Raw genomic sequence first — 25,724 nt, 5'->3', positions numbered from 1 at the left:
CCGCCCCTCACCCTTCCCCCGCCACCCCCCTTCGCCCGACAGGAGTCGCCCCCCCATGGCCCTCGATCCCAACCTCGCCACCCAGCTGAAGACATACCTGGAGAACCTCCGCGAGCCGATCGAGCTCGTGGCCTCCCTCGACGACGGCGCCAAGTCCGCCGAGCTCGACGAGCTGCTCCTCGAGATCGAGGGGATGAGCGAGAAGATCACCCGCCGGCTCGCCGAGGACACCGAGCGCGATGCGCGCGTGCCCTCCTTCGCCATCACCCGCACCGCATCCCCGGAGGTCTCGGTGCGCTTCGCCGGCGTGCCGATGGGGCACGAGTTCACCTCCCTCGTGCTCGCGCTGCTGCAGGTGGGTGGCCACCCGAGCAAGGCCTCCCAGGACCTCATCGAGCAGATCCAGGGCTTCACCGGCAGCCACCGCTTCGAGACCTTCTTCTCCCTCAGCTGCCAGAACTGCCCCGACGTCGTCCAGGCCCTGAACCTGATGAGCGTGCTCAACCCGAACATCGAGCACGTGGCCATCGACGGCGCGGTCTTCCCGCAGGAGGCCGACGAGCGCGGCGTCATGGCCGTGCCGACCGTCTTCCACAACGGGGAGTCCTTCGGCTCCGGCCGCATGGAGCTGGACGAGATCGTCGGCAAGCTCGACGAGATCTCCGGTGGTGACGCCGCGGAGAAGGCTGCCGAGGAGCTCAGCTCCCGCGACCCCTACGAGGTCCTCGTCGTGGGCGGCGGTCCCGCCGGTGCCTCCGCCGCGATCTACGCCGCCCGCAAGGGGATCCGCACCGGTCTGGTCGCGGACCGCGTCGGGGGCCAGGTGCTGGACACCATGTCCATCGAGAACCTCGTCTCCGTGCCGCACACCGAGGGTCCCAAGCTCGCGGCCGACCTGGAGCGCCATGTCGGCGAGTACGAGGTCGACGTCGTCCGCGGGCAGGAGGCCGCCGGCCTCGCCGAGGGCGAGGGCGGGCTGACCCGGATCGACCTGGCGAACGGTGCGACCCTCGAGGGCCGGACCGTCATCCTGGCCACCGGCGCCCGCTGGCGGACCATGGGCGTGCCCGGCGAGGAGGAGTACCGCAACAAGGGCGTCACCTTCTGCCCGCACTGCGACGGCCCCCTCTTCAAGGGCAAGCCGATCGCGGTCATCGGCGGCGGCAACTCCGGTGTGGAGGCCGCGATCGACCTTGCCGGCATCGTCGGCCACGTGACGCTCGTGGAGTTCATGGACGAGATGCGGGCCGACGAGGTCCTGCAGCGCAAGCTGCGCTCGCTGCCGAACGTCGACATCCGCCTCGGCAGCAAGACGACCGAGGTCACCGGTGACGGCAGCAAGGTCACCGGGATCACGATCGAGCCGCGCGACGGCGGCGAGTCCGAGCAGCTGGACGTCGAGGGCGTCTTCGTCCAGATCGGCCTGCTGCCCAACACCGAGTGGCTCGGCGATGCCGTCGAGCTCTCCGAGCGCGGCGAGGTCGTCATCGACGGGATCGGCGCGACCAACCTGCCGGGCGTCTTCGCCGCCGGGGACTGCACCATCGAGCCGTACAAGCAGATCGTCACCGCACTGGGCGCGGGCTCGACCGCCTCGCTCAGTGCCTTCGACCACCTGATCCGCACGAGCGCCCCGGACGAGGAGTCCTCGGTGGCGGCGACGAAGGTGGCCGACGGCGAGCTGTCCGAGGGCGACCAGATCGACGTCCCGGACGTCGTCGGCGCCAAGGCCTGAGGAGGAGAGACACCATGAGCGAACAGATCGACCTGAGCGACCACGGGCCCGCGCCCTACGTCGTCGACATCGAGGCCGCGACGCTGCAGAACACGAACTACCGCTCCACCCTGTGGACCGGTACGAACATGCAGCTGACCGTCATGGCCATCGCCCCCGGCGACGACATCGGACTCGAGGTCCACGAGGACCACGACCAGTTCCTGCGCGTCGAGGAGGGGCGCGGGCGTGCCCAGATGGGGCCCGCGGAGGACGACCTGTCCTTCGACCGTGAGGTCGGCGACGACGACATCATCATGGTCCCGGCAGGCCAGTGGCACAACGTCACCAACATCGGCGACGTGCCCCTGAAGGTCTACTCCCTCTACGCCCCTCCGGAGCACGTGCACGGCACGGTGCACGAGACGAAGGCCGACCAGGAGGCCGATCCGACCGAGGACTGACCCCTCTTCCGCACCGACCCCCGTCCGGGGCCTGCGAGTTCCGCCACGTGCGGTACCCCCTTCGCAGGCTCGGGCGGGGGTTGTCGCGTGTGACCCGCAACGCCAGCTCGACCAGCCGAAGGCGGTGCGCTGCACTCGAGGCCGAGTCCGCACTCCTCGGATCCGGCCGGGTCCCGGCAATCGCCTCTCTGGCGGTGCAGGTGACCGGGCAGTAATGTCGAGGCATGACGAGCACCATCGAGTACACGCACCTGGAGGGGGCGGGCGAGCCCGTCGTCCTCATCCACGGCATCGGGCACCGCCGGCAGGCGTGGGGCCGGGTGCCGGAGCTGCTCAACGAGCGCGGGCACGACGTCTACACCGTGGACCTGCCCGGTCACGGCGAGTCGCCGAGGCCGACCAAGCCCGACGGCTGGTCGATGGAGAGCACCGCTGCGCAGCACGAGCGGCTCTTCGCCGACCTCGGCCTGGACCACCCGCACGTGCTCGGCAACTCCCTCGGCGGCCTCGTGGCCCTCGAGCTGGCCCATCGCGGTTCGGTGCGCTCGGCGACCGCGTACTCGCCGGCCGGCTTCTACCCGCCGTACCACCTGGTCAACGTCGGGGCGAACCTGCTCTTCATGAAGGGCGGCAGCTACCTCCCCGAGGCGGCGCACCGCCGGTTGAACACCTACCCCTGGTTCCGCAGGGTGGCCTTCCGCTCGCTCTACACCCACCCGGAGAACGTGACCGCCGAGACCGCAGTCGCGGACACGCTCAACCTGCGCCGGGCCAAGGGCTTCTGGCCGCACTTCGTGCGGGCCACCTTTGCCCGCTTCACCAAGGACGTGCAGGTGCCGACGACCATCGCCTGGGGGGAACACGACCGGCTGCTGCTGCCGTCCGAGGCGCAGGTCGCCCGTCGGCGACTCTCCGGTGCGACCCACGTGTCGCTGCCGGACTGCGGCCACTGCCCGCAGGTGGACCACCCGGAGCTCGTCGCCGACGTGGCCGAGGCCACCTTCGTCCGCGCCGCGGAGCAGGTGCCGACCGACTCTCCGTGAGGCCGGCCCCCTGGGAGCGGCCTCAGGCAGCGCACAGGGGCGGCGCCGTGCCTCAGCGGCGCACCCGGACGATGCCGTGGGCGCCCTTCTCCCCGGCCGTCATGAGGTGGTTGACGACTGGGTAGTGCCCCGCCTCGGGGAAGGTCGTCTCGACGAAACCGCCCTGGGCGGGCAGCAGCCCGAGCGCCTGCGACCCGGTGTCCCCGCCGCCGACCCGGTCGGGCCCGCCGAGCTCGTAGGCGCCCTCCTTCCACACGGTGTCGAACTGGGTGCCGATGATGTGGAAGGCCAGCGGCACGTCGGGCCCGGCGTCGAGAACCCAGAAGCGCACCCGTTCACCGACCCGCGCGCTCAGCGGGTCCGCGTCGTACTGGAAGGCCCGACCGTTGAAGGTCGTCGCGGCCGGCGAGCCGTCGGTGCCCTCACCCGCGTACAGCTCCGAGGCCGTCAGGACGTAGGAGCGGTCGACCTCCGGCAGGTCCGGCGGCTCGATGATGACGGCGCCGTGCATGCCCTTCGCGATGTGGGTGGCCATCGGCATCGTCGCGCAGTGGTACATCCAGATGCCCGCCTTCTCCGCGGTGAAGGTGTAGGTCAGCTTCTTGCCCGGCGCGATCGTGCGCATCGGCCGGTCCGGCGCGAGTGCCCCTGCGTGGAAGTCGATCGAGTGCCCGATGCTCCCGTCGTTGACGAGCGTGACGATGAACTTGTCGCCGACGCGGCCGTGCAACACCGGTCCGGGTGCCGTGTCCCCGAAGGTCCAGCGCGTCTGCGTCACCCCCGGCGCGACCTCGACTTCCTTGTCCTGCACGCGCAGCGTCACCCGATGGGTGCGCTCGTCGGTCAGCTCGGGCAGCCGCGCATCGCGTGCCTCGTAGCCCTTCGGCCAGTCCTTGCTCGGGTCCAGCGCGAAGGCGTCGTCCTGAGGTGCGACGGAGGAGCCTCGAAGGGGGGCGTCGCCCCCGTGGTGGCCGGCGTGGCCCCCTTCGCCATCGGTCGCGGTGGTGCCGCCCCGGGCGCCGGTGACCTCCACGTCCAGGACCATGCCCATCGCCCGGTGCCCGGCGACGGTGCACCAGCCCTCGCGGTCCCGGTCGACGACGCCGAGGTCGAGGGTGGCGGACTCCCCCTTCGTCAGGCGCTCGGTCTCGTGCTCGTCGTCGAAGTGCAGGTCGTGGACGGTGCTGCCGTCGCTGTTGGTGAGGGTGATGACGAGCCGGTTCCCCGCGGGGACCTTGATGGTCGAGGGGCTGTAGGACATGTCGGCGTTCGCGGTGACGTCCACCCGGGTGGTCTCGCCCGTGGGCGCCGCGTCCGCTGCGGAGGAGGTCTGCCGGCCGCCGGCGTCGAGCGTCGGCTGGATCGCGGGACCGGCGGCCAGGGCGAGCGCGACGAGGGTGACTCCGGCCATGAGCCCGGCGTGCGGGAAGGGCGGGTCGAGCACCCGAGCGCTCTCGGCACGGCCCGCCGCCAGGCTCGGGCGTTCGCCCCGCTGCTGCGCCTCGGTGGCGGCTCGTTGCGCGCGGATGATCCGCCGGATCGTGTCGAGGAGGATCGGGAGGTAGGCGGCGAAACCGATGAGGACCAGGACCAGCAGGGCCGACCGGGTGGCGGAGGGGAGCGGCAGCAGCGACAGCGCGAAGGGGACGTTGACGATGACGATCCGGGTCATGCCCAGTCGGTCGAAGCCCTCGATGCCCACCCGGGAGGCGCTCGGGCCACCGCCGATCACGGCCGGGATCATGTGGCTGAGCGCGCCGAGGAGCACCTGCAGCCCGAAGCCGAGGACGAGTACCGCGGCGACCGAGCCGTAGCCGATGACGGCCGAACCGAGGTCCGGCGCCGTGGCCACCCGCCAGGTCACCATGAGGATGCCGATGAGGAACCACAGCCCGCCGGCGGCCATCGACCAGGAGGCGAAGTGCATCGGCGGCTTCTTGCGCGCCGGGGCGAGGAGCGAGCGGCCGGTCCACAGCAGCCCGAGCAGGTAGCCCACGAGGCCCGCCACGAGCAGCCAGCGCCAGGCGAGGAGCGCGCCGGCGAGGGCGACGAGGAGGCCACCGGCCAGGGCGGGCAGCGCCTGACCCGCGCGGCGTTCGGAGGCATCGTCCATGCGGGCGCGCAGGATCGTCGGCCACAACGTGATGACCGTGCCCGCGACGGTGATTCCGACCCAGCCGAGCACGTTGACGAGGGAGTGCCCGAGCAGGAGGCGGGAGTGGATCCCGTCGGGGTACCCGCGGGCGAGCAGGACGCCGAGGACCGCGCCCACCGGGAGGAAGGCCGCCGACGTCAAGTAGTAGTGCGTGACGATCCGGAAGCGGCCGGGCAGTGCCGTGCGCAGCCGCCGGTAGAGCGAGACGGCGTGCCAGACCACCGCCACGACGACGAGGCCTGCTCCCGCGGTGGTCAGCCACCACCACGTCGTGGGCACGCCCACGAGGACCGCGGTGATGCCGACGTGGAGCAGGATGAGGCGGCGGTTCTGGGGGCCCCGCCCCTCGACCCGGGGCCCGGTCTTGAGCAGCGTGGTCGCGAAGTGGGTGCTCCACACCATGATCGAGTGGGTGAGGACACCCAGGGCGATCATGTGCACCATGAGCCACGTCGACCCGGGGGCGAAGGGGTGGACCGCAGCCGTCACGACCGCGGCGACCATCCAGAAGATGCCGGGCTGATCGCGCATGACCCAGTAGCCACTGGGCCGCCTCGAGGAGCGAGTGGTCATCGGGGTGGGCAGGGCCCGTCCTTCGGTCGGGGGAGGGTCAGGCCTCGGCGCGGGTCAGCCGCAGCGTCCACGCCTCCGGGCCCTCCTCGAGGTACGTGACGGTCCAGGTGTTCGGCTCGAGGCGGTCGACCTGGGCCAGCAGCGGCTTGGGGTCGTGCGGGGCGACGAGGTCGAGGGAGCGGCCCGGCCGGATGGCCGAGAGCGCACCGATGACGGTCGCGTGGCGGATCGAGTGGGGCACGGGACGGACGTCGAGGCTGGGGATGTCGGTGTCGGCCATGGGCACGTTCGCGGGCATCAGAGGTCCTTCGTCGTGTGTGAGGATCGGGCTGTGCTTGCCCGACGCGTACCCAAATTACTACATTAATGACCGTGGAAAATTCAAACCTCGGCCCAGCGCCCGCACCGGAGGCGGATCCCACCGACCTCGGGGCGGCCGTGCGCACCGTCCTCGAGGCGGTCCGTGACGGCGTGGGGCCCATGCGCGTCACCGAGATCGCGCACGAGGTGGGTTCCCACGAGAACACCGTTCGCAGCCACCTGGCCCAGCTCGTCGACCGCGGCCTGGTCCTGGCCCGCACCGCGCCCGCGGAGGGGCGGGGTCGCCCGGCGACGCTCTACGAGGCCGGCCCCCGTCCGGGTGCCCGCACCGCGGAGTACCAGGCCCTCGCGGGCGCCTTCGCCGCCGACCTCGTCACGCGTGGCGCCGGGCCGGCCGTCCGCGCCCGGGCCCGGGAGATCGGCCGTTCCTGGGGGCAGCGGATGTCCTCCCCCGGCCCGAAGGGGGAGGGCGCCGACCTCGAGTCGGCCATGGCCGACCTCGGCTTCGGCCCCGAGCGTGACGGCGAGAGGCTGCGCCTGACCACGTGCCCGCTGCTCGACCTCGCCGTGGAGAACCCGGACGTCATCTGCCAGGTCCACCTCGGCCTCGTCGACGGACTGCTCGGCCCGGAGGGGGCGAAGGGGGAGGCCGAGCTCACCCCCTTCGCCGAACCGGGCGCATGCCTGCTGCGGGTGCCGAACCGTCACTGACGGCCACGTCCATGCCGCCGCGCTGATCCCCTTCGCCGCCCCGGTCGAGGTCGGGGCCGATCCGGCGTATGTTACCGGTGAGTGAAGTTCATCCCCGGCGAGAGTGACGACATGAGCACGACCCAGACCAGCACCCGCGCCCTGCCCGAGTCCCTCGACGTCCTCGTCGTCGGCGCCGGCCTCTCCGGTATCGGTGCCGCGCACCGGATCCGCGAGGCCAACCCCGGCATCGACCTGGCGATCCTCGAGATGCGTGAGGCGACGGGCGGGACGTGGGATCTCTTCCGCTACCCGGGCGTGCGCTCGGACTCGGACATGTTCACCCTCTCCTTCCCCTTCCGACCGTGGACGGGTCGGCGGGCGATCGCCGAGGGCGGCGACATCCTCGACTACATCCGCGAGACCGCCCGCGAGACCGGTCTGTCGGAGCTGATCCACACGGGGGCGCGGGTGCGTTCGGTGAGTTGGTCCACGCAGGAGCAGCGCTGGCGGGTGCAGGTCGAGACCGCCGAGGGCACGCGGGAGGTGATCACGCGCTTCCTGCACATGGGCAGTGGCTACTACGACTACGAGCACGCCCATGACCCGGGGTTCGTCGGGGTCGAGGACTTCCGCGGGCAGGTGGTCCACCCGCAGTTCTGGCCGGAGGACCTGGAGCACGCCGGCAAGCGGATCGTCGTCATCGGCTCCGGTGCCACCGCGGTCACGATCGTTCCGGCGATGTCGGACACGGCCGCGCACGTGACGATGCTGCAGCGGACCCCGAGCTACGTCTTCGACCAGCCTTCGGTCGACCCCTTCGTGCAGGCGCTGCGCCGACGCTTCCGGCCGGAGACGGTCCAGCGCCTGAGCCGGGTGAAGAACCTGACCCTGCAGACCTTCCTCTACGAGCTCTCCCGGGTCAGCCCGAAGGCGGCCAAGCGGATCGTGCACACCGAGCTGCGCCGCTTCCTCCCGAAGGAGGTCATCGACGAGCACTTCGACCCGCCGTACGACGTGTGGGACCAGCGGCTGTGCGCGGTGCCGGACGGCGACCTCTACCGGGAGATCCGCAGCGGGCGGGTCTCGATGGTCACCGGGCACATCGAGCGATTCGTCCCCGAGGGCATCCGACTGACCGACGGCCGGGTGGTCGAGGCGGATGTCGTCGTGACCGCCACCGGGCTGAGCCTGCAGCTCTTCGGCGGTGCGACCCTGACCGTCGACGGACGTGAGCTCGAGATCGGCCGGTGCTTCGCCTACCGCGGCCTGATGCTCGCGGGAGTCCCGAACGCCACGATGAGCGTCGGTTACGTCAATGCCTCGTGGACCTTGCGGGCGGACCTCGTCGCCCGCCACGTGGCCCGGCTGATCGCCCACATGCGGGACCACGGCATGGGCGTGGCCGTGCCGGTCGCGCCGGACGGCATGCGGCCCGGGCCGATCCTCGACCTGACCTCCGGCTACGTCCAGCGGGTCGTCGGGCGCTTCCCCAAGATCGGGGACCGGGTCCCGTGGAAGATGCCGCAGAACTACCTCAAGGACAAGATCTCCTTCGCCCGGGCCGACGTCACCCAGGACATGCACTTCGTGCCCGACGGGGCGAAGGGCGTCACCCTCCCCTCCGGCGCCGAGGCACCGCTGGAGCTGGACCTGCCCGGCTCCTCGAGCAATGTCACCCGCGGCGAGGAGCAGGCGACCGCGGCCGCTGACCGCGCCGCGCAGCTGGACGTCGAGGCCCCCGCCGGGGCGGCCCGGTGAAGCGACCCGAGCTCGTCGTCGAGGGCGCGACCGCGCTCGTCACCGGGGCGGCCGGTGGCATGGGTGAGCACATCGCGAGGGGACTGGCCCGACGCGGCGCGCACCTGGTCCTGCTCGATGTGGACCGGACCGGGCTGACGCGGGTCGCCGGTGCCATCGACCGGGAGACGTCGGCGGCGGTGAGTGCGCACGTCGTCGACCTCGCCGACCGGGCTGCGACCGACAGGACCATCGCGCAGATCCGCGAGGCCCACCCCGACCTCTCGATGCTCTTCAACAACGCAGGCGTGGCCCTCGGCGGTCGTTTCACCCAGGTGGGCGCCGAGGACTTCGACTGGCTGCTCGAGATCAACCTGCTCGCGCCGATCCGCCTCACGCGGGCGCTGCTGCCGACCCTGCTGGCAGGTGGCCAGGGGCAGGTCGTGAACACCTCGAGCCTCTTCGGGCTCGTCGGACCGCCGGGGCAGAGCGCCTACTGCACGAGCAAGTTCGGGCTGCGCGGCTTCAGCGAATCGCTGCGCAGCGAGCTCGAGCAGGAAGGCAGCCCGGTCGGGGTCACCGTCGTGCACCCGGGCGGGATCCGTACGAACATCGCGGCCCGGGCCCGGATCGCCGCTGGGGTCGACCCGAGGGAGGCCGAGGCGAGCCGGACGGCCTTCGCGAAGATGCTGCGCTACCCGCCGGAGCGGGCCGCCGAGGAGATCATCGAGGCCGCGATCGCCCGTCGGCCGCGACTGCTCGTCGGCAACGACGCGAAGGGCCTCGACGTGCTCGCCCGGGTGACCCCGGCGCGCTACTGGTCGCTCATGGGCCGGGCGATGGCCTTGGCCTCGCGACGCTGACCCCGCCGGTCACCCGCGCGGTGCGGGTGCGCACAATGTGGACATGACGCTTCCCCACCAGCTCCAGGGGCGGCTGCGGCTGCCCGTCATCGCCGCCCCGATGTTCCTCGGCTCCGGCCTCGACCTCGTCATCGGCGCCTGCCGTGCCGGGGTGGTCGGGACCTTCCCGGCGCTGAACCTGCGCACCACCGAGGACTTCGGCGACTGGCTCACCCGGATCGACGAGGCGCTCGCCGAGCCCGACGCCCACGGCAGGGCGCCCGCGCCGTACGGGGTCAACTTCGTGGTCCACCGGACGAACAAGCGCATCGAGGCCGACCTCGAGCAGATCGTCAAGCACGAGGTCCCCGTCGTCATCACCAGCCTCGGCGCGGCCAAGGACGTCGTCGACGCGGTCCACTCCTACGGAGGGCTCGTCTTCCACGACGTCGTCAACGCCGCCTTCGCCAGCAAGGCCGCCGAGGCCGGGGTCGACGGACTGATCCTCGTCTCGGCCGGCTCCGGCGGACACTCCGGGGGACTGAACCCCTTCGCCCTGATCTCGGAGGTGCGCCGCGTCTGGGACGGGCCGCTCGTCCTCGGTGGCGCGCTGAGCACCGGCCGGGACGTGCTCGCCGCCCAGGCGGCCGGCGCCGACCTGGCCTACATGGGCACCCGATTCCTCGCGACCGAGGAGTCGATCATCACCGAGGAGTACCGCAAGATGCTCGTCGAGGCCGGTGCCGACGACATCATCTACACGCCCTCGATCAGCACCATCCCCGCGAACTTCCTGCGCGAGAGCATCGCCCGCGCCGGCCTGGACCCGGATCACCTGCCCGTCCCGGAGAAGGTCGACGTCTCGCACGTGACCAACCCGCACACGGAGGAGCCGGCCAGCACCTCCTCGACCGTGGCCCCGAAGGCCTGGCGGGACGTGTGGAGCGCCGGGCACTCCGTCGCCGGGATCCGGGAGGTCGTGCCCGTCGCCGATCTCGTCGACCAGCTCGAGGCGGAGTACACCACGGCGAAGGGGGACCTGCTCGCCCTCATCGGCTGAGCCCTTCGCTCGTTCCGGGATGCCGACCGGGCGTAGCGTGCCGGTCGGCCCGTCGCATACGTTGGGGGCATGGCTGAGCTTCCCACCCGCACCCTCGGTGACGGCACCTCAGTGCCGGTCATCGGCTTCGGCACCTACCCCCTGCGCGGGACGGACGGCGTGCGCGCCATGGTCTCCGCGCTCGAGGTCGGGTACCGCTTCATCGACACCGCGGTGAACTACCGCAACGAGCGCGAGGTCAGTGAGGCGATGCGCGTGAGCGGGGTCGATCGCGGCGACATCTTCCTCCAGACGAAGGTCCCCGGCCGCGACCACACGATCGCCCGCAAGTCCATCGAGACCTCGCTGCACGTCATGGACCTGGACTACCTGGACAGCGCCCTCATCCACTGGCCCAACCCCTCCCAGGGCACCTTCGTGCGGGCGTGGGAGAGCCTCGTCGAGGCCAAGGAGCGGGGGCTGGTGCGCTCCATCGGCGTCAGCAACTTCACGCCGGAGCAGCTCGACGACGTCATCTCCGCGACCGGGGTCACGCCGGCGACGAACCAGATCGAGCTGCACCCGGCCTTCCCGCAGGTGGAGCAGCGGGCCGCCGACGCCGAGCGTGGCGTGGTCACCCAGGCGTGGAGCCCGCTCGGTCGGACCTCCTCGATGGAGGAGCCGGTCGTCAAGGAGATCGCCGAGGCCCATGGCGTCACGCCGGCCCAGGTCGTGCTGCGCTGGCACCTGCACCTGGACTCGCTGCCGCTGCCGAAGTCGGCCGACCCGCAGCGTCAGGTGACCAACAGCGAGATCCTGGGCTTCGATCTCTCGGACGAGCAGATCGCGGCGATCACCGCGCTCGGGCGTCCCGACGGGCGCCTCTTCGGGGCGGACCCGCTCGTGCACGAAGAGCTGTGAGCCGACGCACGCCCTCTCCCCGCGCGGGGAGAGGGCGTGCGTCCGACGGGAGGCGGGTCAGACTCCGGGAGCCAGCTTCCCCTCGTCCTTCTCGATGATCTCCTCGGTCTCGTTCAGGATCTCGTCGACCCGCTCCGGCGGCAGCTGGCAGTACCAGGCCACCGCGAGCACGATCGCCGTCAGGACGATGTTGGCGAGGATGCCACCGTAGAAGCCGTAGAGGTTGGCCTGTCCCAGGGCCTCGTGCGGCTTGGCGGGGTCGCCGGAGTAACTGCCCATGTAGCTGACCAGCAGGATGCCGGCGAACCAGACGAGCACCCACCAGCCGTTCCTGAACTCCAGCTTCGGGGCCCGCCCCCGGTCGGCCACCTGGAAGATGGCCAGGAAGACGTAACCGATCGCGACGGCGCACATCATCTTCCAGACCTGGTCCCACCCCGCCCAGAACATGATCAGGTTGGTCGCCAGCAGCGCCAGCGGCCCGATGACCCACGGGATGCGGCTCCGGTAGGGCCGCTCCATGTCCGGTAGCTGCTTGCGGAAGGTCAGCAACGCGATCGACCCGCTCCCGAAGGAGAGCACCGTCAGCGAGGTCACGACTCCGACCAGTGCCTGCCAGCTGGGGAAGGGCAGGAAGAAGATCGCGCCGGCGATCCACGCCAGGATCAGGCTCGGCCACGGCACTCCGTTCGTGTTGACCTTGGCCAGCACCTCCGGGGCGTTGCGGTTGCGGCCCATGGCGTAGGACATGCGCGCGGTGACGCTGGTGTAGATCAGGCCGGTGTCACCGGGGCTGATGAAGGCATCGGCGAAGAGCAGGCCGGCCAGCCAGCTCATGCCGAGCACGGATGCCATGGTGGCGAGCGGGCTGAAGTTGCCCGCGTCGCTTCCGGTCTTGATGACGTTGCCGACGTTGGACCACCCGTGGTGTGCCAGCTCCGCCGGGTTGAGCGCACCGATGAAGGCGATCTGCAGCAGGATGTAGAGGATGCCGCAGATGACGATCGATCCGATGAGGGTGATCGGGACGTTCTTCTTCGGGTTGTCGGTCTCACCGGCCAGCTCGATGCCCTGCCGCCAGCCGAGGAACGAGAACGCGACACCGGCGGCCGGGATCGCCTCCATCGCACCACTGATGCCCTTGGGCGCGAAGCCGCTTCCGTCCGAGGTGGTGAGGCTGAAGTTGCCCAGGTGGAAGGACGCGACCATGATCGCGACGACCACCAGCACGATCATGCCCAGCTTCCACCAGACCAGCACGTTGTTGATACGGGCGAACCACTTGACGCCGAAGAAGTTGATCAGGACGAAGAGGCCGAGCATCGCGATCGCGATGACCAGACCCGCCGGCTTGAGGGTCTTGTTCGGGTTCTCCAACCACGGCAGGTAGGAGCTGGCGTAGGTCAGCACGGCCGACACCTCGACCGCGGCGACGGCCGCGCAGGCGAGCCAGGTGACCCAGCCGAAGGAGTAGCTCGCGAAGGACCCCCAGGCGTAGAGCGGGTAGCGCGCGACGCCACCGCTGCGGGGCATCATCACGCCGAGCTCGGCGTAGCTGAGACCGATGAACAGGAACAGGATCGTGCCGACGATCCAGGTGAGGATCGCGGCCGGTCCCGCCAGGGCGGAGGCCTCCAGGGAGCTGAACAGCCAGCCCGATCCGATGATGGAGCCGATGGCGGTGAAGAGCAGCCCGACGGTTCCGAATTCCTTCTTGAGGTGCGGATCGTCCCCCGAGACCCGGTCCACCTTGTGAGTTTCCACGCTCATAGCTGTGCATCATCCCTTTCGGTTCATGCACGATCCGATCTTTTTTCGGTATGCCCCACCGAGGAGCACGGCGTGTGAGCCGCGACTCACTCCGGGAGCGTTAGCGCGTTAGTCCTCAAACGGCGGAAGATGTCAGGAACGCGCGCCATCGAATCAAGATGTGACCTCGTCAGTAGGGTCGGTGGGGCGTAGGACGACGCCCGAGGTCGAATCTTCTCCGAGGTGATGGGCTCCATGGACGAGTGCGTGTGCCGCGCGACGGGCGAGCGCTGGCCGGTGGAGCCGGTCCCGGGCGAGGCGGTGCCGACCCCCTTCGGCATGTCCGCCTACTGCGTGGCCGACCCGAGGGCGCGGGCGCCGGAGCGGACCGCCCTCGTGCTCGTGCACGGCGAAGGGGAGTCCCGCTGGACCTTCGCCGAGGTCGACGACACCGTCCGGGCCGTGGCCGCCGGGCTGCTCGGGCTCGGGCTGGAACCGGGCGACCGGGTCATGCTGCGGATGGGGAACCGGGCGGAGTTCCCCTTCGTCTTCTTCGGGGCGATCGCGGCCGGGCTGGTCGCGGTGCCGACGAGCGCCCAGCTGACGGGCCAGGAGGCGGCCGGCCTGCTCCGCGACTGCGGCGCCCGGGCCGTGGCGCTCGACCCCGATCTCGAGCTCGACCTCCCGGACGGGGTCCACCGGGTCACGGCCGCGACGATCGAGGAGTGGGTCGTGGGGCCGGCGCGGGCCGAGCACGACGTCGGTGACCCGGACCGGCCGGCCTTCATCACCTACACCTCCGGCACCACAGGCAGACCGAAGGGGGTCACCCACGCCCATCGCAGCGCCTGGGGGCGGCGCCCGATGTACCACGGCTGGTACGGGTTGACCGAGGGCGACGTGGTGCTGCACGCGGGCGCGCTGAACTGGACCTACACCCTCGGCGTGGGCCTGACCGACCCGTGGGCCAATGCCGCGACCGCGGTCGTCTACGACGGACCCCGCGACGGACTCGTGTGGCCGCGGATCGTCGCCTCCCACGCGGCGACCCACCTCGCCGCGGTGCCCGGGGTCTACCGGCACCTGCTGCGCCACGGCGACCCCGGGCAGTGGGATCTCTCCTCGCTGCGGGCCGCGCTCGTCGCCGGTGAGGCGCTGCCGACGGCGCTGTGGCACGAGTGGCTCGAGCGCACCGGTGTGCCGCTGTACGAGTCGCTCGGGATGAGCGAGATCTCGACCTTCGTCTCGAGCGGCCCGCAGACCCCGGTGCGGCCCGGCAGCCCGGGGCGGGCCCAGCCGGGCAGACGGATCGGCGTGCTGGACCCGGAGTCGCCGGACCGGCCGCGGGAGCTGCCGGCCGGCGAGGTCGGCCGGCTCGCGGTGCACCGCAGTGACCCCGGCTTGATGCTCGGCTACTGGCAACGACCCGAGGAGGACGCCGAGGTGCTGCGCGGGGAGTGGTTCGTCACGAGCGACCTCGCCGCCGTCGACGAGGAGGGCTACCTGACCTACCACGGCCGGGCCGACGACGTCATGAACGCGATGGGCTACCGGGTCTCCCCGGTCGAGGTCGAGGACGCGCTCGCCGGGACGCCCGGGGTGGCCGAGGTCGCCGCCGCGGCCCTCGACGTCGGTGACGGCGTGAGCATCGTGTGCGCGTGGGTGGTGCCGACGGGCGACCCCGAGGGGGTGCGCGAGCGGGTGCTGGCCGAGGCCGAGCGGCTGGCGCCCTACAAACGCCCGCGCGAGGTGCGGCTCGTCCCGTCGCTGCCCCGCACCGGCAACGGCAAGGTGATCCGCAGGGCCCTCAGCGGGCACCCCGCCGGGTCAGGCCCAGACGGAAGCCGACGGGCATGAGCGTCAGCCGCTCGGTGATCGTCAGCTCGTAGCCCGGGTCGGCGGTGATGTCGAAGCGGTGCAGCAGCTTGGCGAGCACGATCATCGCCTCGTGGAGCGCGAACTGCCGCCCGATGCAGGAGCGCTCGCCGGTCCCGAAGGGCTTGTAGGCGTGGGCGGGGCGGGCCCGGTTGTGCTCCGGCAGGAAGCGGTCCGGGTCGAAGACCTCCGGGTCCGGCCACACCTGCGGGTCGCGGTGCAGCAGCGGGATGAAGACCAGTGCCGAGTCCTGCGGCGTCATCCGCAGGCCGCCGGGCACGCCGGCTGACCCGTCCGCGCCGACGACCGTCGTCTCCCGGGGGCTGCGGGCGAAGCCGGGGGCGGTCGGCCACAGCCGCAGCGTCTCGTCGAAGACCCGTCGGAGGTAACGCAGCTTGGGCACCTGCTCGAAGGTCGGGCCGGTGTGCGGATCATCCCCGAGGACCTCGTCGAGCTCGGCCCGGACCCGCGCGAGGACCTCCGGCTCGCGTGCCAGGTGGTACAGCGCGAAGGACAGCGCGCCCGAGGTCGTCTCGTGCCCGGCCACGAGCAGGGTGAGGACCTGGTGGCGCACATTGGCGGCGTCGAGCAGGTGCCCCTCGTCATCGACCGGAACGTGCAGCATCCGGCCGAGGATGTCCTCGTCGGGGCCGCCCCGGGACTCCCGTTCGGCGACGATCCGGGCGAGCAGGTCCTCGATGTAGCGGTGTCGCGCCAGGGCCTTGTCGTCCCGGCGTCGGGCCAGGTGGTGGCCGACGAGAGGTAGGGAGGCCACGTTCGAGCGGCCGGCCGCGTGCGACATCGACGAGACGAAGGTGGTCACGAAGGGGTCGACCCGCGCGGTGTCGAAGCTGTCGAAGGTGTGGCTGAAGCCGCTGCGGCTGATGGTCTCGAGCGTCAGCTTGGTCAGCCACGGCGAGACATCGACGACCCGGCCGGCGCTCGCGCTCTCCTCCCACACCGCGATCAGCTCGTCCGTCGCCGCGTCCATGATGTCGTGGTAGCGGCGCATCGCCGGCTTGGCGAAGGCGGGCATGAGCAGGTCGTGGGCGAGGCGCCAGTTCGGCTCGTCGGTGTAGGCGGTGAAGAGTCCGTCGCGGACGAACATCCGCAGGTCGTGCACGCCCGGGGCGAGGGTCTTGGTGAAGCGCTGGTCGTCGCACAGCTCGGTCACGAGGTCGACGCCGGTCGCGAAGACGAACTTCCGCCCGAAAGCGAGCATCTCGAAGATCGGCCCGAGGTCGGCCCCGGCGACGAGCATGTTCTGCACGGGGGTGAGCGGGTTGCCGTTCATCACGTCACCGAGGACGGGCCGCCGACCGGGAGGGTGCGGGAAGGTGTGGTCGGCCCAGCCCATGCCGCGGCCGGGAGGGTGCTCCAGGAGCGTGTCGCGGGCCGCGTGGCGCGGCCGCCCCCTGGTCATCGTGCCCACTGCCGGCTCCCTTCGTCGTGGTTACCCACGGGTCACCATAGTCGTGCCACCGCTGCGTGTGCCCGGTGTCGCGCCGGGGGCCGTTCGTGGGACAATCCCGGCATGAGCAGTCAGCAGCGTCTTTCCCACCCCCCGGCCGGTCCGCACGCGGCGGAGGACATCGGGCACCTGCAGAACCCGGCCTGGTACACCGTCATGGTGCTCGGTCTGATCACCGGCGCCGTGGGCAGCTGGGCGGTCCTCGTGCTCAGCCCGACGATCGGCATCATCGCCGCCGTGCTCGCCGTCGTCACGATCGTCGCCGGCGTCGTCATGTCCAAGATGGGGATGGGGACCTACTCCTTCGGGAAGGGCGACACGGCCCACGACAAGGCATCGCTGGGTATCGACTGACCCCTGCCCGGTCACTGCTCCGGGACGCCCTCCTCGACGTCGGCCAGCCACCGTGCTGCGCCGGCGTCGCTCGGCATGCGCCAGTCCCCGCGCGGTGAGAGGGACCCGCCGGGGAGCACCTTCGGCCCGTTCGGGAGCGTCGAACGCTTGAACTGGCTGGCGAAGAACCGCTGGATGAAGACGAGCAGCCACGCCCGGATCGTCGCCAGGTCGTAGGCTCCGCGGTCGGCCTCGGGCACGGAGGCGGGCCATGCCCCCTTCGCCGCGTCGCCCCAGGCCTGCTCGGCGAGGAAGGCGATCTTGCTCGGCCGGTGCCCGTGCCGCAGCACGTGGTAGAGCGTGAAGTCCTGCAGCGCGTAGGGCCCGATCGTCGCCTGGGTGGACTGCGGCCCCTCGCCACCGCCGGAGGGGACGAGCTCGGGGGAGATCTCGGTGGTGAGCACGGAGCGCAGCGTCGCCGCGGCCTCGGGCAGCTGGCCGGAGTCGGCGACCCAGTGCACGAGGTGCTGCATGAGGGTCTTCGGCACGCCCGCGTTCACGCCGTAGTGGCTCATGTGGTCCCCGACGCCGAAGGTGCACCAGCCCAGGGCCAGCTCGGAGAGGTCGCCGGTGCCGAGCACGATCCCCCCGCGCTGGTTGGCGATCCGGAAGAGGTAGTCGGTGCGCAGACCGGCCTGGACGTTCTCGAAGGTCACGTCGTAAACCTCCGGGCCGTGCTCCGCCTCGGGGTCGAGGCCGAAGGGGTGGCGCATGTCGCGCAGCATCCGAGTCGCCGCCGGCCTGATGTCCAGCTCCTCCCACGTGATGCCGAGCGACTCCATGAGCGCGACCGCGTTGGTCTTCGTGTGATCGCTCGTCGCGAAACCCGGCATCGTGATCCCGATGATGTCGGCGCGGGGGCGCTCCAGCCGGTCCATCGCCCGGGCGGCGACGAGCAGCGCGTGGGTGGAGTCGAGCCCGCCGCTCACGCCGATGACGATCCTGGGGCCGCCGATGGCGCGCAGCCGCTGCTCCAGCGCCGTGACCTGGATCGTGTACGCCTCGTAGCAGTCCTGTGCCAGGCGCGACTCGTCGGCCGGGACGAAGGGGAAGCGCGCCACCTCCCGCCGCAGCCCGAGATCACCGGTCGGCGGGTCGAGCTCGACGTGGACCTCGCGCCACGTGCCGCCGGGGGAGGAGGCGGCAGTGGCGTTGTCGCCGAAGCTGTTCTGCTGCAGCCGCTCTCGTCGGAGTCGCTCCAGGTCGATGTCGACGATGCTGGCCCGCGGGCCGCGGGGGAAGCGCTCGGACTCCCCCAGGAGGTCGCCCCCTTCGTAGACCATCGTCTGGCCGTCCCAGGCCAGGTCGGTGCTGGACTCGCCCTCGCTCGCCGCGGCGTAGGCGTAGGCGGCGTTGCAGCGCATCGAGGAGGCGCGGGCGACCAGGCGACGGTCCTCGGCGCGCGCGACGGTGATCGGGGAGGCCGAGAGGTTGAGCAGGACGGTGGCGCCGGCCAGGGCCGCGTCGTGGCTCGGCGGGAGCGGCACCCACATGTCCTCGCAGACCTCGGCGTGCACGACGAGGCCCGGCACGTCGTCGGCGTGGACGAGCACATCGGTGCCGAAAGGGACGCCATCAAGGTCCGCCGCGTCGGCGAAGCTCGGTCGGAACCACTCGTCGGTGATCCCGGCGCCGGCGGCGAAGTGCCGCTTCTCGTAGAACTCGCGGTAGTTGGCGGGGTAGGACTTCGGGAGGATCCCCAGGACGTCGCCGCGGTGGATGAGGACGGCACAGTTGTACAGACGACCCCGATGGCGAAGGGGGGCGCCCACCGCGATCACCGGCAGCAGGTCGGTCGTGGCCCTGGCCAGGTCGACGAGCGCCTCCTCGACGTCGCGCAGCAGCACGTCCTGCAGCAGCAGGTCGTCGATCGCGTAGCCGGTGAGCGACAGTTCGGGGAAGACGGCCACCGCCACCCCCGCCTCGTGCAGCTCCCGCGCCTGCTCGGCGATCGCCTCGGCATTGGCCGGAGGATCGCCCATCGTCACCGGCAGCGTGCACGCCGCCACCCGCGCGAAGCCGTGCCGGTAGAGGTTGCGGAAGTCGCGGTCCGTCATGCCCGCCAGCCTACGGTCCCTACGGCGCTCCACTGGTCCCTGAGGTGCGAGGCCGCCCGGTCCCTGAGGTGGCCGGCCGGTCCCTGAGGAGCGACGAGCTCTGCGAGGAGCCTCGAAGGGCCGAGCCGCGCAGGGCGAAGGGCCGCTTCCGGTGAAGGCGTCCGGCGCGCTGCCGATGTCCTTCCTTCTCGCGTGGTCCGGTCGTCGTACTCGACATCGGCTTGACGCTGCGCCGGGCCCTTCCACCGTCCGCTTGGCATCCGCCTCGTGCACATCGCATGTTACTCACGGGTACGACGTGCAGTCCGACGCAGTCTCCCGAGCAAAGCCCCGGAAAATCAACGTTCTGTCATCTCTCCACGCTTGAAGTGCCCGTCGTGCCCGCGGGAAACCACTGGCTCGAGTCGTCCGGAAGCCCTTGGATGGGCGCATGGAGATCTACTCGCTCGCCGAGCGGCCGGAGCTCGTCGACGCCTTCTTGTCGATCAAGGGCGACTGGCCGGAGTTCATGCTGCACGACCCGACCTCGGACCGGGCCTACGAGAGCGCGGTAGCCGGCTTCCCCGAGCTGCATCTCGTCGTCATGGACGGGGACGTGGCGGCCGCCCGGCTGCACGCGGTCCCCTTCGCCGGGGCGGTCGAGGCCCTGCCCCCGCGCGGGTGGGACCACGCCCTCCAGCGGGCCGAGTGGCTGCTCGCGTCGGGGGAGACCCCGGACCTGCGCACGATCAGCCTCATCGAGGCGCGGGTCGCGCTCTCGCACCGGGGGCACGGGCTGAGTGGTCGGCTGCTGCAGGAGGCGCGGCAGCGCTACGCGGCGCTCGGGTGCCGCGACCTCGTCGCGCCGGTCCGCCCGACGCGCAAGTCCCTCGAGCCGGGCAGCGACGCCATGGAGTACGCCCACCGGGTGCGTGAGGACGGTCTGCCGGCCGACCCGTGGTTGCGGGTGCACGTCCGTCTCGGCGGTCGGGTCGTCGGCGTCGCGCCGCTGTCGATGGTCATCCCCGGCACGCTCGCCCAGTGGCGGCAGTGGACCGGGTTGCCCTTCGACACGGACGGCCCCGTCGAGGTCGAAGGGGGCCTGACTCCGGTCCACGTCGACGTCGCCGGGGGCCACGCGGTCTACGTCGAGCCGAATGTCTGGATGCACCACGACCTGCGCTGACCCCGCTCATCGGTCCGCGATCGCGACGATCCCCCCGATGATCGTGTCGAGGCCGAGACGGTAGTAGTCCTGCGGGTCGCCCGGTGTGCTGAGCGGGACTGCCGCGGCCCGGACGTTCGGGTACCGGTCGTCGGGGAGGTCCTCGAGCCTCTGCTCGTCACGGCAGACGTCAGGCTCGGGTCGCGGCTCGTACTCGACCAGGCTCGCCACGGTCTGCACGGACTGCTGCACGAGGACGGCGCCTTCGTCGGGGGCGAGGCCGGCCTGGCGGAGCGCGTCGAGCAGGATCTCCAGGGCGCCCAGGTAGTTGGGCAGCAGCACGAGGCGCTCGATGACGAGCCGCCCCACCCACGGGTGGGCGTGCAGCATCTCGACCAGTGTGGTGAGCACGCCGCGGTAGCGCTCCTGCCAGGTGCCTCCGGGCACGTCGACGAAGGGCGCCTCCTCGACGACCCGCTCGACCATCGCGTCGACGAGCGCGTCCTTGTCCGCGAAGTGCCAGTACAGCGCCATCGGTGTCACCCCCAGCTCCCGCGCCAGCCCGCGCATCGACACTGCAGCCGGGCCACCGTGGTCGGCCCGGGCGACCGCAGCCGAGAGGATCTGCTGCGAGGACAGGGAGGGGCGGGTGCCCGAGGTGCGCTGCGAATTGCTCTTCACACCGACCACTGTACGGCGTACAGTCCCAGCATGACCTATACGGCGTACAGTCCCAGTTTGTCGAGCCTCTGGACCCCCGGCGGACGGCCCGGCGTCATGGACCTGCGGTCCCGGTGGCGGCGACTGGTGCTGCCGGCGCTGGACGGTGAGGTGCTCGACGTCGGTGCGGGGGAGGGGCGCAGCACGGGGTCGTTGCCCGGCTCGGCCCGCGTGACCAGCCTCGAGCCGCACCCCGGATCGGTGCGTCGGTTGCGGCGCTCGGCGAAGGGGCGTCGCGGGGCCCGCGTCGTGCAGGCGCGTGCCGAGGCGATGCCGTTGCCGGACAGGAGCATGGATGCGGCGATCTGCTGCGTGACCCTGTGTTCCGTCGACGACCAGGACCGGGCGCTCGCGGAGATCCACCGGGTGCTGCGTCCAGGGGGCCGCCTCGTGGTCTTCGAGCACGTGGCCGGACCGAAGGGGACCTGGCTGCGGGCGGGGCAGAAGCTGGTGGCGCCCTTCAGCCGCGCGACGGACCGTGGGTGTCACCCGGCCCGCGACACCGAGGCCGCACTGGATCGCTCGGCACTGCGGATCGAGCAGCTGGTGCGGATCGACGCCGCCGGCCCGTGGGGTCTTCGGATCCCGCACCTGGCGGCCGTGCTCGGTCGCGTTGACCGATGACGTCCCAGCCGACCGGCCCGAGGGGGAGCTGGCCGTCGCCGAGTACGCGAATGTCGGCGTAGTCCTCGGGCGAGAGTTCCGTCCTGAACGGCTTGCCCCGTTCGTCGATGATGACCAACAGGCTCTTCGAGCCACCCGTCACTGGCCACGCACCGACGGGGCCGGATGACCTCTTCGATGAGGCACAGGTCGACTCGATCGTGGGGATCCTGCGCGAGGTGGACGAGCGGACCGAGCCGCTGGGCGCCTGACCCTGCGGTCACCGCCGGGTCAGGGGACGAGGATGGCCCGGCCGCGCACCTTGCCTGTGTCGAGGTCGTGGAGGGCGTCCAGCGCCTGGTCCAACGGGTAGGTCTGGGTGTGCAGGGCGACCCGGCCGGACTCGGCCAGGGCCATCAGCTCGGCGAGATCGGTCCAGGTGCCGACGAGGTTGCCGATGATGCTCCGCTCGGTCGAGACCATGTCCAGGGTCGGGACCTGCAGCTGACCGCCGTAGCCGATGACGAAGCACGACCCGCCCGGCCGAGTCATCGCGAAGCTCTGGTTCTCCGCTCCCTGCTCGGCCACGAAGTCCAGCACCACCTGGGCACCGCCGGTCAGCTCGGTGACGGCCTCGACCTGGGAACCGTCGGCCGGGATCGTCTCGTCGGCACCGAGCTCCCGTGCCAGATCGAGGGCGGCGGGTTCGGGGTCCACGACGACGACACGGGTGGCCGTGAGTGCCTTGAGGCACTGGATGCCGATGTGCCCGAGCCCGCCCGCGCCGACCACGACGCACGTGGAGCCGGGCGGGAGCAGCGGGATCGCCTTGCGTACCGCGTGGTAGGCGGTGATGCCGGCGTCGGCGAGGGCAGCCACGTCGGCCGGCTCGGTCGCCGGGTCGAGCTTGACGCATGCGCGCGCCGAGGTGAGCAGGTACTCGGCCATCCCGCCGTCGTTGTCGGACAGGCCGGGGAAGAAGGCGGCCTCGCACTGCATGTCGTGCCCGGACCGGCAGGCGAGGCACAGGCCGCAACTGGGTTGGGGGTGGAGGATCACGGTGTCACCGACGGCGACGTTGGTGACCGCGGAGCCGACCTCGTGCACCCACCCGGCGTTCTCGTGGCCGATCGTGTAGGGCAGCCTCGGGTGCTGCAGCTCGTCCCACTGGCCCTCGATGATGTGCAGGTCGGTGCGGCACACGCCGGCGCCGCCGACCTTGACGATGACGTCCAGCGGGCCGGTCAGCTGGGGCTCTGGCACCTCCTCGACGACGGGATCCTCGTGGTAGGCGTGCAGTCGTACGGCCTTCATCTGCCCTCCTGGCGCATCCGCTCCACCCCAGTGGGAGAGGTTGTGGCCCTCACCCTTCTCCTCGGCCCGCCTCCAGTCAACGGCGGATGGACGGGCGAAGGGGGCGCCCGCCCCTCACCACGAGCGCCCGGCCACCTCCTGCCAGCCGGTGAGCGAGGCCCTGTCCGCCGCCAGCTGCCCGGAGCTCCACCCCTCCACGTCGCTGACGGTGGGGCTGCGTGAGGTCTGCAGCGACGGGAACATCTCCTCGACCGCGGCATCGACCGCCTCCCGCCGCTGCTGCAGCAGCGGCACCAGCTCCTGGCCGCTCCCGGGCGTGCCCGCCTCCTCGACGCCGGCTGCTCGCCGGGCACTGGCGGCGGCCACCTCCGCATCAGTGACCTCCTCGAGCCGCTCGGCGATGCGCACGGCGAAGGCGGTCAGGAAGGACCGGCGGAAGGCGGCTGTTCGCGAACGGCCTCTCCGGTCGGTGCGCCGGCCCTGCTGCGCAACCGCCGCGGTGGCCTGGAGCAGCAGTGAGGTGAAGAGGGTCTCCACCGCGAGCCGGTCCTCACGGTGGCCCACGAGCGTCACGTGCCCCAGGCCCTTGGACCAGACGCTGCGGCAGCGGTTGGCCCTCGCGATCCCGCCCAGGAGCATGACCTTCTGCGACTCGTAGGGGTTCTCGATGCCCACGCGACAGGCCGCCGGCTCCTCCCCCTTCGCATCGGGGCCGGAGGCGGCCAGCAGCGCCGCATCGATGCTGTACCGGGCCATCAGCGACTGGGCGCCGGCAGTGAAGGTCTCCGCCTCGGCCTCGAAGGTGGTCGACTCCGCCTTCGCGAGCAGCCGCCGTACCCGTTCGAGGATGCGCGGATCCACCTCGGCACGGTCGCGGTCGGCCGTGGCGGCGGTGGCCTCGCCGGGTGCCGGGCCGAGCTTTTCGATCGGCGGGACGAGCCAGACCGTGGCCAGGAGGCGCACGGCGGCCCGGACCAGGGCATCCCAGTCCTCGTCGACCGACCGTGCCAGCACCCAGTTCCGGTCGTTGGACCACCACACGCGGGCACCGATGTCCGCCAGCTGGTCCCACCACTCCGGGTCGATCGTGCTCGTGGCGAACTGCGCCAGGCGCGCGGCCATCGCGTCACCGAGCAGGTCCCGCTCCGGCTGCCTGCGGGAGCGCCCGACGAAACGGTCCAGGTCGACCGGCTGCCAGCCGTGCTCCCAGGAGGCGGCGACACGCTCGTCCACCAGCTCTGCGACGACGTGGCTCACCAGGGTGCGGCCGGCGAAGTCCCGGACGCTCTCCACGATGATCTCGAGGACTCCCTCAGCGCCCCGGTCGTCCTTCATGGCGTACTTGCGGGTGGCGGCCAGGACCAGGTCCCGGACGTCCCCCGCGAAGTCCTCGTCGCGTTCGTTCCCTGCGATCCTCATCGTCTCCCCTTCGTCGTCCCCGTCGTCCGTGGAGGTCACCGTTGCACGGCAGGCCGACATCGTGCGGAGGTGCCTGTGGACAAGCGAAGGGGGCAGCCGCCCCCTTCGTCCGGGTGGGAACGGGGCGGCAACTCTGCAGGACTTTCCGCCGGTTCGCAGGAGTTTCAAACCCTTGCGAAGGGGCAGTTTCTCGGGTGGCCCGAGAATCGAGTGGCGCGAGGGGCTCAGCGCCGCCGGGCGGAGGCCGCGGCGATCTGCTGCAGCAGGTCCACGGCGAGCTTCGCGGCCTCGTTGGACCGGGCGACCGGCGCGGTGAGGGCGACGACGTCGCGCTCCGGGCTCGGGTTGGTCAGGTGCACCTTGCGCACGGTCTTCGGCAGCGAGCGGCTGGCCAGCTCCGGCAGCACGGTGATGCCGACGCCCGCGGCGACGAAGGCGATGGCGGTGTAGTGGTCCTGCGCCTCGACCCGGTAACGAGGACGGAATCCCGCTGCGCGGCAGGCCCGGTCGACCATGTCCTGGGTGATGCCCGCGGAGATGTCGTTGCTGACCCAGGCCTCGTCCGCGAGCTCGGACATCTCCACCCGGCGCTTGCCGGCGAGCCGGTGGCCGGCGGGCACGAGCGCCACGAAGGGGTCGGTCATCAGCGGGGTGACGAGGTGCCCGGGGCGTGCGGAGGTCGTGGGGTCGGCCGGCACCACGTCGATGTCGACGGGCGGGGACTCACCCATGGGGTAGCCCTCGGTGAGGACCATCTGCAGGGTGAGCTCGGGCAGCGTGGTCTGCAGGCGCTTGGCCAGCTGCGGCATCCACCGGGAGCCGGCCGAGGCGAAGTACCCGATGGACAGCGAGCCGGTGCCCCCTTCGCGTAGGTCGTCGACGATCGCGTCGACCCGTTTGAGCTCGTACATCAGCCGCTCGCTCTCCTCCGCGAGCGTGTGCGCCGCCGGAGTGGGCTCGATCCCGCGTCCGTGGCGCGTGAAGAGTGTGAGCCCGGTCTCCTTCTGCAGTGCGGCGATCTGCTGGCTGACCGCCGATGCCGAGTACCCCAGGTGGCCCGCGGCGGCGTTGACCGACCCGGACGCCATGACGGAGAGGAAGATTCGGAGGCGATGGGCGTCGATCATGGTCCGCAGCCTAGCTGACTAGTAAGAGAAGCTGCACAAACATGATGAATCGTGAATTTGAGAAAGATGGTTCGACGACGAGATAGTTGACCCATGAAGAACTGGATGAAGAACCTCAAGTCCCTCCGCACCGACAAGACCCGGCACGGTCACGCCGACTCCGAGCACGCCGAGATGCGTCGTGCTCCCCGTCAGTACCCGCGCTACGACATCCGCATGGGTGACCGCTTCCACCAGAACCTCTCCACGCGCTGACGCGCTCCCCGCGTCGGGGGGCCATCCAGCCCGGACGTGATGACGAAGGGCGCCGCACCGGTTGATCCGGTGCGGCGCCCTTCGTCTTGCACTGC

23 protein-coding genes are annotated in these 25,724 nt (G+C 71.3%); 14 read left to right on the top strand and 9 right to left on the bottom strand.

The annotated features are described in order from the left end of the window. Positions 1–55: 55 nt before the first annotated feature. From ahpF to JCO01S_RS12505, 3 genes are all read left to right on the top strand, one after another. Complete coding sequence (gene ahpF, locus JCO01S_RS12515) at positions 56–1,735, top strand: alkyl hydroperoxide reductase subunit F (RefSeq protein ID WP_068256200.1); 1,680 nt, start codon at positions 56–58, stop codon at positions 1,733–1,735. Between the two features lie 14 nt (positions 1,736–1,749). Further along, positions 1,750–2,178, top strand: a complete 429-nt coding sequence (locus JCO01S_RS12510; protein ID WP_068256196.1) for a cupin domain-containing protein — start codon at positions 1,750–1,752, stop codon at positions 2,176–2,178. A 224-nt stretch (positions 2,179–2,402) separates the two neighbouring features. After that, positions 2,403–3,221: an alpha/beta fold hydrolase gene (locus tag JCO01S_RS12505; RefSeq protein ID WP_068256193.1), complete on the top strand. Its 819-nt coding sequence runs from the start codon at positions 2,403–2,405 to the stop codon at positions 3,219–3,221. A gap of 52 nt (positions 3,222–3,273) precedes the next feature. On the opposite strand, the gene JCO01S_RS12500 is transcribed toward JCO01S_RS12505, so the two are convergent. Continuing rightward, positions 3,274–5,907: a multicopper oxidase domain-containing protein gene (locus JCO01S_RS12500; protein ID WP_245634436.1), complete on the bottom strand. Its 2,634-nt coding sequence runs from the start codon at positions 5,905–5,907 to the stop codon at positions 3,274–3,276. Between the two features lie 79 nt (positions 5,908–5,986). After that, a complete protein-coding gene (locus JCO01S_RS12495; RefSeq protein WP_068256187.1) occupies positions 5,987–6,247 on the bottom strand; it encodes a DUF2249 domain-containing protein in 261 nt (86 codons plus the stop codon). Positions 6,248–6,321: 74 nt separating this feature from the next. Here JCO01S_RS12495 and JCO01S_RS12490 point away from each other — a divergent pair, with 74 nt between their 5' ends. From JCO01S_RS12490 to JCO01S_RS12470, 5 genes are all read left to right on the top strand, one after another. Next, a complete protein-coding gene (locus JCO01S_RS12490) occupies positions 6,322–6,981 on the top strand; it encodes a helix-turn-helix transcriptional regulator (protein WP_169796956.1) in 660 nt (219 codons plus the stop codon). A gap of 111 nt (positions 6,982–7,092) precedes the next feature. Continuing rightward, on the top strand, positions 7,093–8,721 hold the full coding sequence (locus JCO01S_RS12485) for a flavin-containing monooxygenase (protein WP_068256211.1): 1,629 nt from the start codon (positions 7,093–7,095) through the stop codon (positions 8,719–8,721). Beyond that, positions 8,718–9,563 (top strand): SDR family NAD(P)-dependent oxidoreductase, encoded by an 846-nt coding sequence (locus tag JCO01S_RS12480; RefSeq protein WP_068256180.1) that lies wholly within the window; start codon positions 8,718–8,720, stop codon positions 9,561–9,563. Before JCO01S_RS12485 ends, JCO01S_RS12480 begins: the two co-directional genes overlap by 4 nt. A 43-nt stretch (positions 9,564–9,606) precedes the next feature. Further along, positions 9,607–10,602 carry an NAD(P)H-dependent flavin oxidoreductase gene (locus JCO01S_RS12475; RefSeq protein WP_068256177.1) on the top strand — a complete coding sequence of 332 codons (996 nt, stop codon included), beginning with the start codon at positions 9,607–9,609 and terminating at the stop codon, positions 10,600–10,602. A gap of 69 nt (positions 10,603–10,671) precedes the next feature. Then, positions 10,672–11,502, top strand: coding sequence for an aldo/keto reductase (locus tag JCO01S_RS12470; protein ID WP_068256173.1), 831 nt, complete (start codon positions 10,672–10,674; stop codon positions 11,500–11,502). A gap of 57 nt (positions 11,503–11,559) precedes the next feature. Here the strand turns inward: JCO01S_RS12470 and JCO01S_RS12465 are convergent, their stop codons facing one another. Beyond that, positions 11,560–13,272 carry an APC family permease gene (locus JCO01S_RS12465; protein WP_068256170.1) on the bottom strand — a complete coding sequence of 571 codons (1,713 nt, stop codon included), beginning with the start codon at positions 13,270–13,272 and terminating at the stop codon, positions 11,560–11,562. A gap of 234 nt (positions 13,273–13,506) precedes the next feature. Between JCO01S_RS12465 and JCO01S_RS12460 the strand changes: the two genes are divergently transcribed. After that, a complete protein-coding gene (locus JCO01S_RS12460) occupies positions 13,507–15,108 on the top strand; it encodes a class I adenylate-forming enzyme family protein (RefSeq protein ID WP_084342894.1) in 1,602 nt (533 codons plus the stop codon). Here JCO01S_RS12460 and JCO01S_RS12455 read toward each other — a convergent pair. Further along, positions 15,059–16,549 (bottom strand): cytochrome P450, encoded by a 1,491-nt coding sequence (locus JCO01S_RS12455; RefSeq protein ID WP_084342897.1) that lies wholly within the window; start codon positions 16,547–16,549, stop codon positions 15,059–15,061. The two genes, JCO01S_RS12460 and JCO01S_RS12455, sit on opposite strands and share 50 nt — an antisense overlap. A gap of 111 nt (positions 16,550–16,660) precedes the next feature. Between JCO01S_RS12455 and JCO01S_RS12450 the strand changes: the two genes are divergently transcribed. Continuing rightward, entirely contained in the window at positions 16,661–16,951 is a 291-nt protein-coding gene (locus JCO01S_RS12450; protein ID WP_068256167.1) for a hypothetical protein, read from the top strand. 11 nt (positions 16,952–16,962) lie between these two features. On the opposite strand, the gene JCO01S_RS12445 is transcribed toward JCO01S_RS12450, so the two are convergent. Then, positions 16,963–19,047: an NAD(+) synthase gene (locus JCO01S_RS12445; protein WP_068256164.1), complete on the bottom strand. Its 2,085-nt coding sequence runs from the start codon at positions 19,045–19,047 to the stop codon at positions 16,963–16,965. Between the two features lie 430 nt (positions 19,048–19,477). On the opposite strand from JCO01S_RS12445, the gene JCO01S_RS12440 reads away from it, so the two are divergent. Beyond that, a complete protein-coding gene (locus tag JCO01S_RS12440; protein ID WP_068256161.1) occupies positions 19,478–20,212 on the top strand; it encodes a hypothetical protein in 735 nt (244 codons plus the stop codon). A 6-nt stretch (positions 20,213–20,218) separates the two neighbouring features. Here the strand turns inward: JCO01S_RS12440 and JCO01S_RS12435 are convergent, their stop codons facing one another. Beyond that, complete coding sequence (locus tag JCO01S_RS12435) at positions 20,219–20,872, bottom strand: TetR/AcrR family transcriptional regulator (protein ID WP_068256157.1); 654 nt, start codon at positions 20,870–20,872, stop codon at positions 20,219–20,221. 30 nt (positions 20,873–20,902) lie between these two features. On the opposite strand from JCO01S_RS12435, the gene JCO01S_RS12430 reads away from it, so the two are divergent. Then, positions 20,903–21,535: a class I SAM-dependent methyltransferase gene (locus JCO01S_RS12430; protein ID WP_084342896.1), complete on the top strand. Its 633-nt coding sequence runs from the start codon at positions 20,903–20,905 to the stop codon at positions 21,533–21,535. 107 nt (positions 21,536–21,642) lie between these two features. After that, positions 21,643–21,786 carry a hypothetical protein gene (locus JCO01S_RS15765; RefSeq protein WP_157074607.1) on the top strand — a complete coding sequence of 48 codons (144 nt, stop codon included), beginning with the start codon at positions 21,643–21,645 and terminating at the stop codon, positions 21,784–21,786. Positions 21,787–21,805: 19 nt separating this feature from the next. Here JCO01S_RS15765 and JCO01S_RS12425 read toward each other — a convergent pair whose 3' ends face one another. The 3 genes from JCO01S_RS12425 to JCO01S_RS12415 form a co-directional block, all read right to left on the bottom strand. Continuing rightward, positions 21,806–22,828, bottom strand: a complete 1,023-nt coding sequence (locus JCO01S_RS12425) for an NAD(P)-dependent alcohol dehydrogenase (protein WP_068256150.1) — start codon at positions 22,826–22,828, stop codon at positions 21,806–21,808. Between the two features lie 114 nt (positions 22,829–22,942). Beyond that, complete coding sequence (locus tag JCO01S_RS12420; protein ID WP_068256147.1) at positions 22,943–24,286, bottom strand: DUF2786 domain-containing protein; 1,344 nt, start codon at positions 24,284–24,286, stop codon at positions 22,943–22,945. A 185-nt stretch (positions 24,287–24,471) separates the two neighbouring features. After that, positions 24,472–25,374, bottom strand: coding sequence for a LysR family transcriptional regulator (locus JCO01S_RS12415; RefSeq protein WP_068256145.1), 903 nt, complete (start codon positions 25,372–25,374; stop codon positions 24,472–24,474). 93 nt (positions 25,375–25,467) lie between these two features. Here JCO01S_RS12415 and JCO01S_RS15760 point away from each other — a divergent pair, with 93 nt between their 5' ends. Further along, complete coding sequence (locus JCO01S_RS15760; RefSeq protein ID WP_157074606.1) at positions 25,468–25,629, top strand: hypothetical protein; 162 nt, start codon at positions 25,468–25,470, stop codon at positions 25,627–25,629. Positions 25,630–25,724: the final 95 nt, after the last annotated feature.

Source organism: Janibacter corallicola NBRC 107790 (genome assembly GCF_001570965.1).
Classification (GTDB): Bacteria; Actinomycetota; Actinomycetes; order Actinomycetales; family Dermatophilaceae; genus Janibacter; species Janibacter corallicola.
The sequence above is the reverse complement of the archived record's forward strand: the minus strand, read 5'-3'. Positions and strand labels throughout refer to the sequence as shown.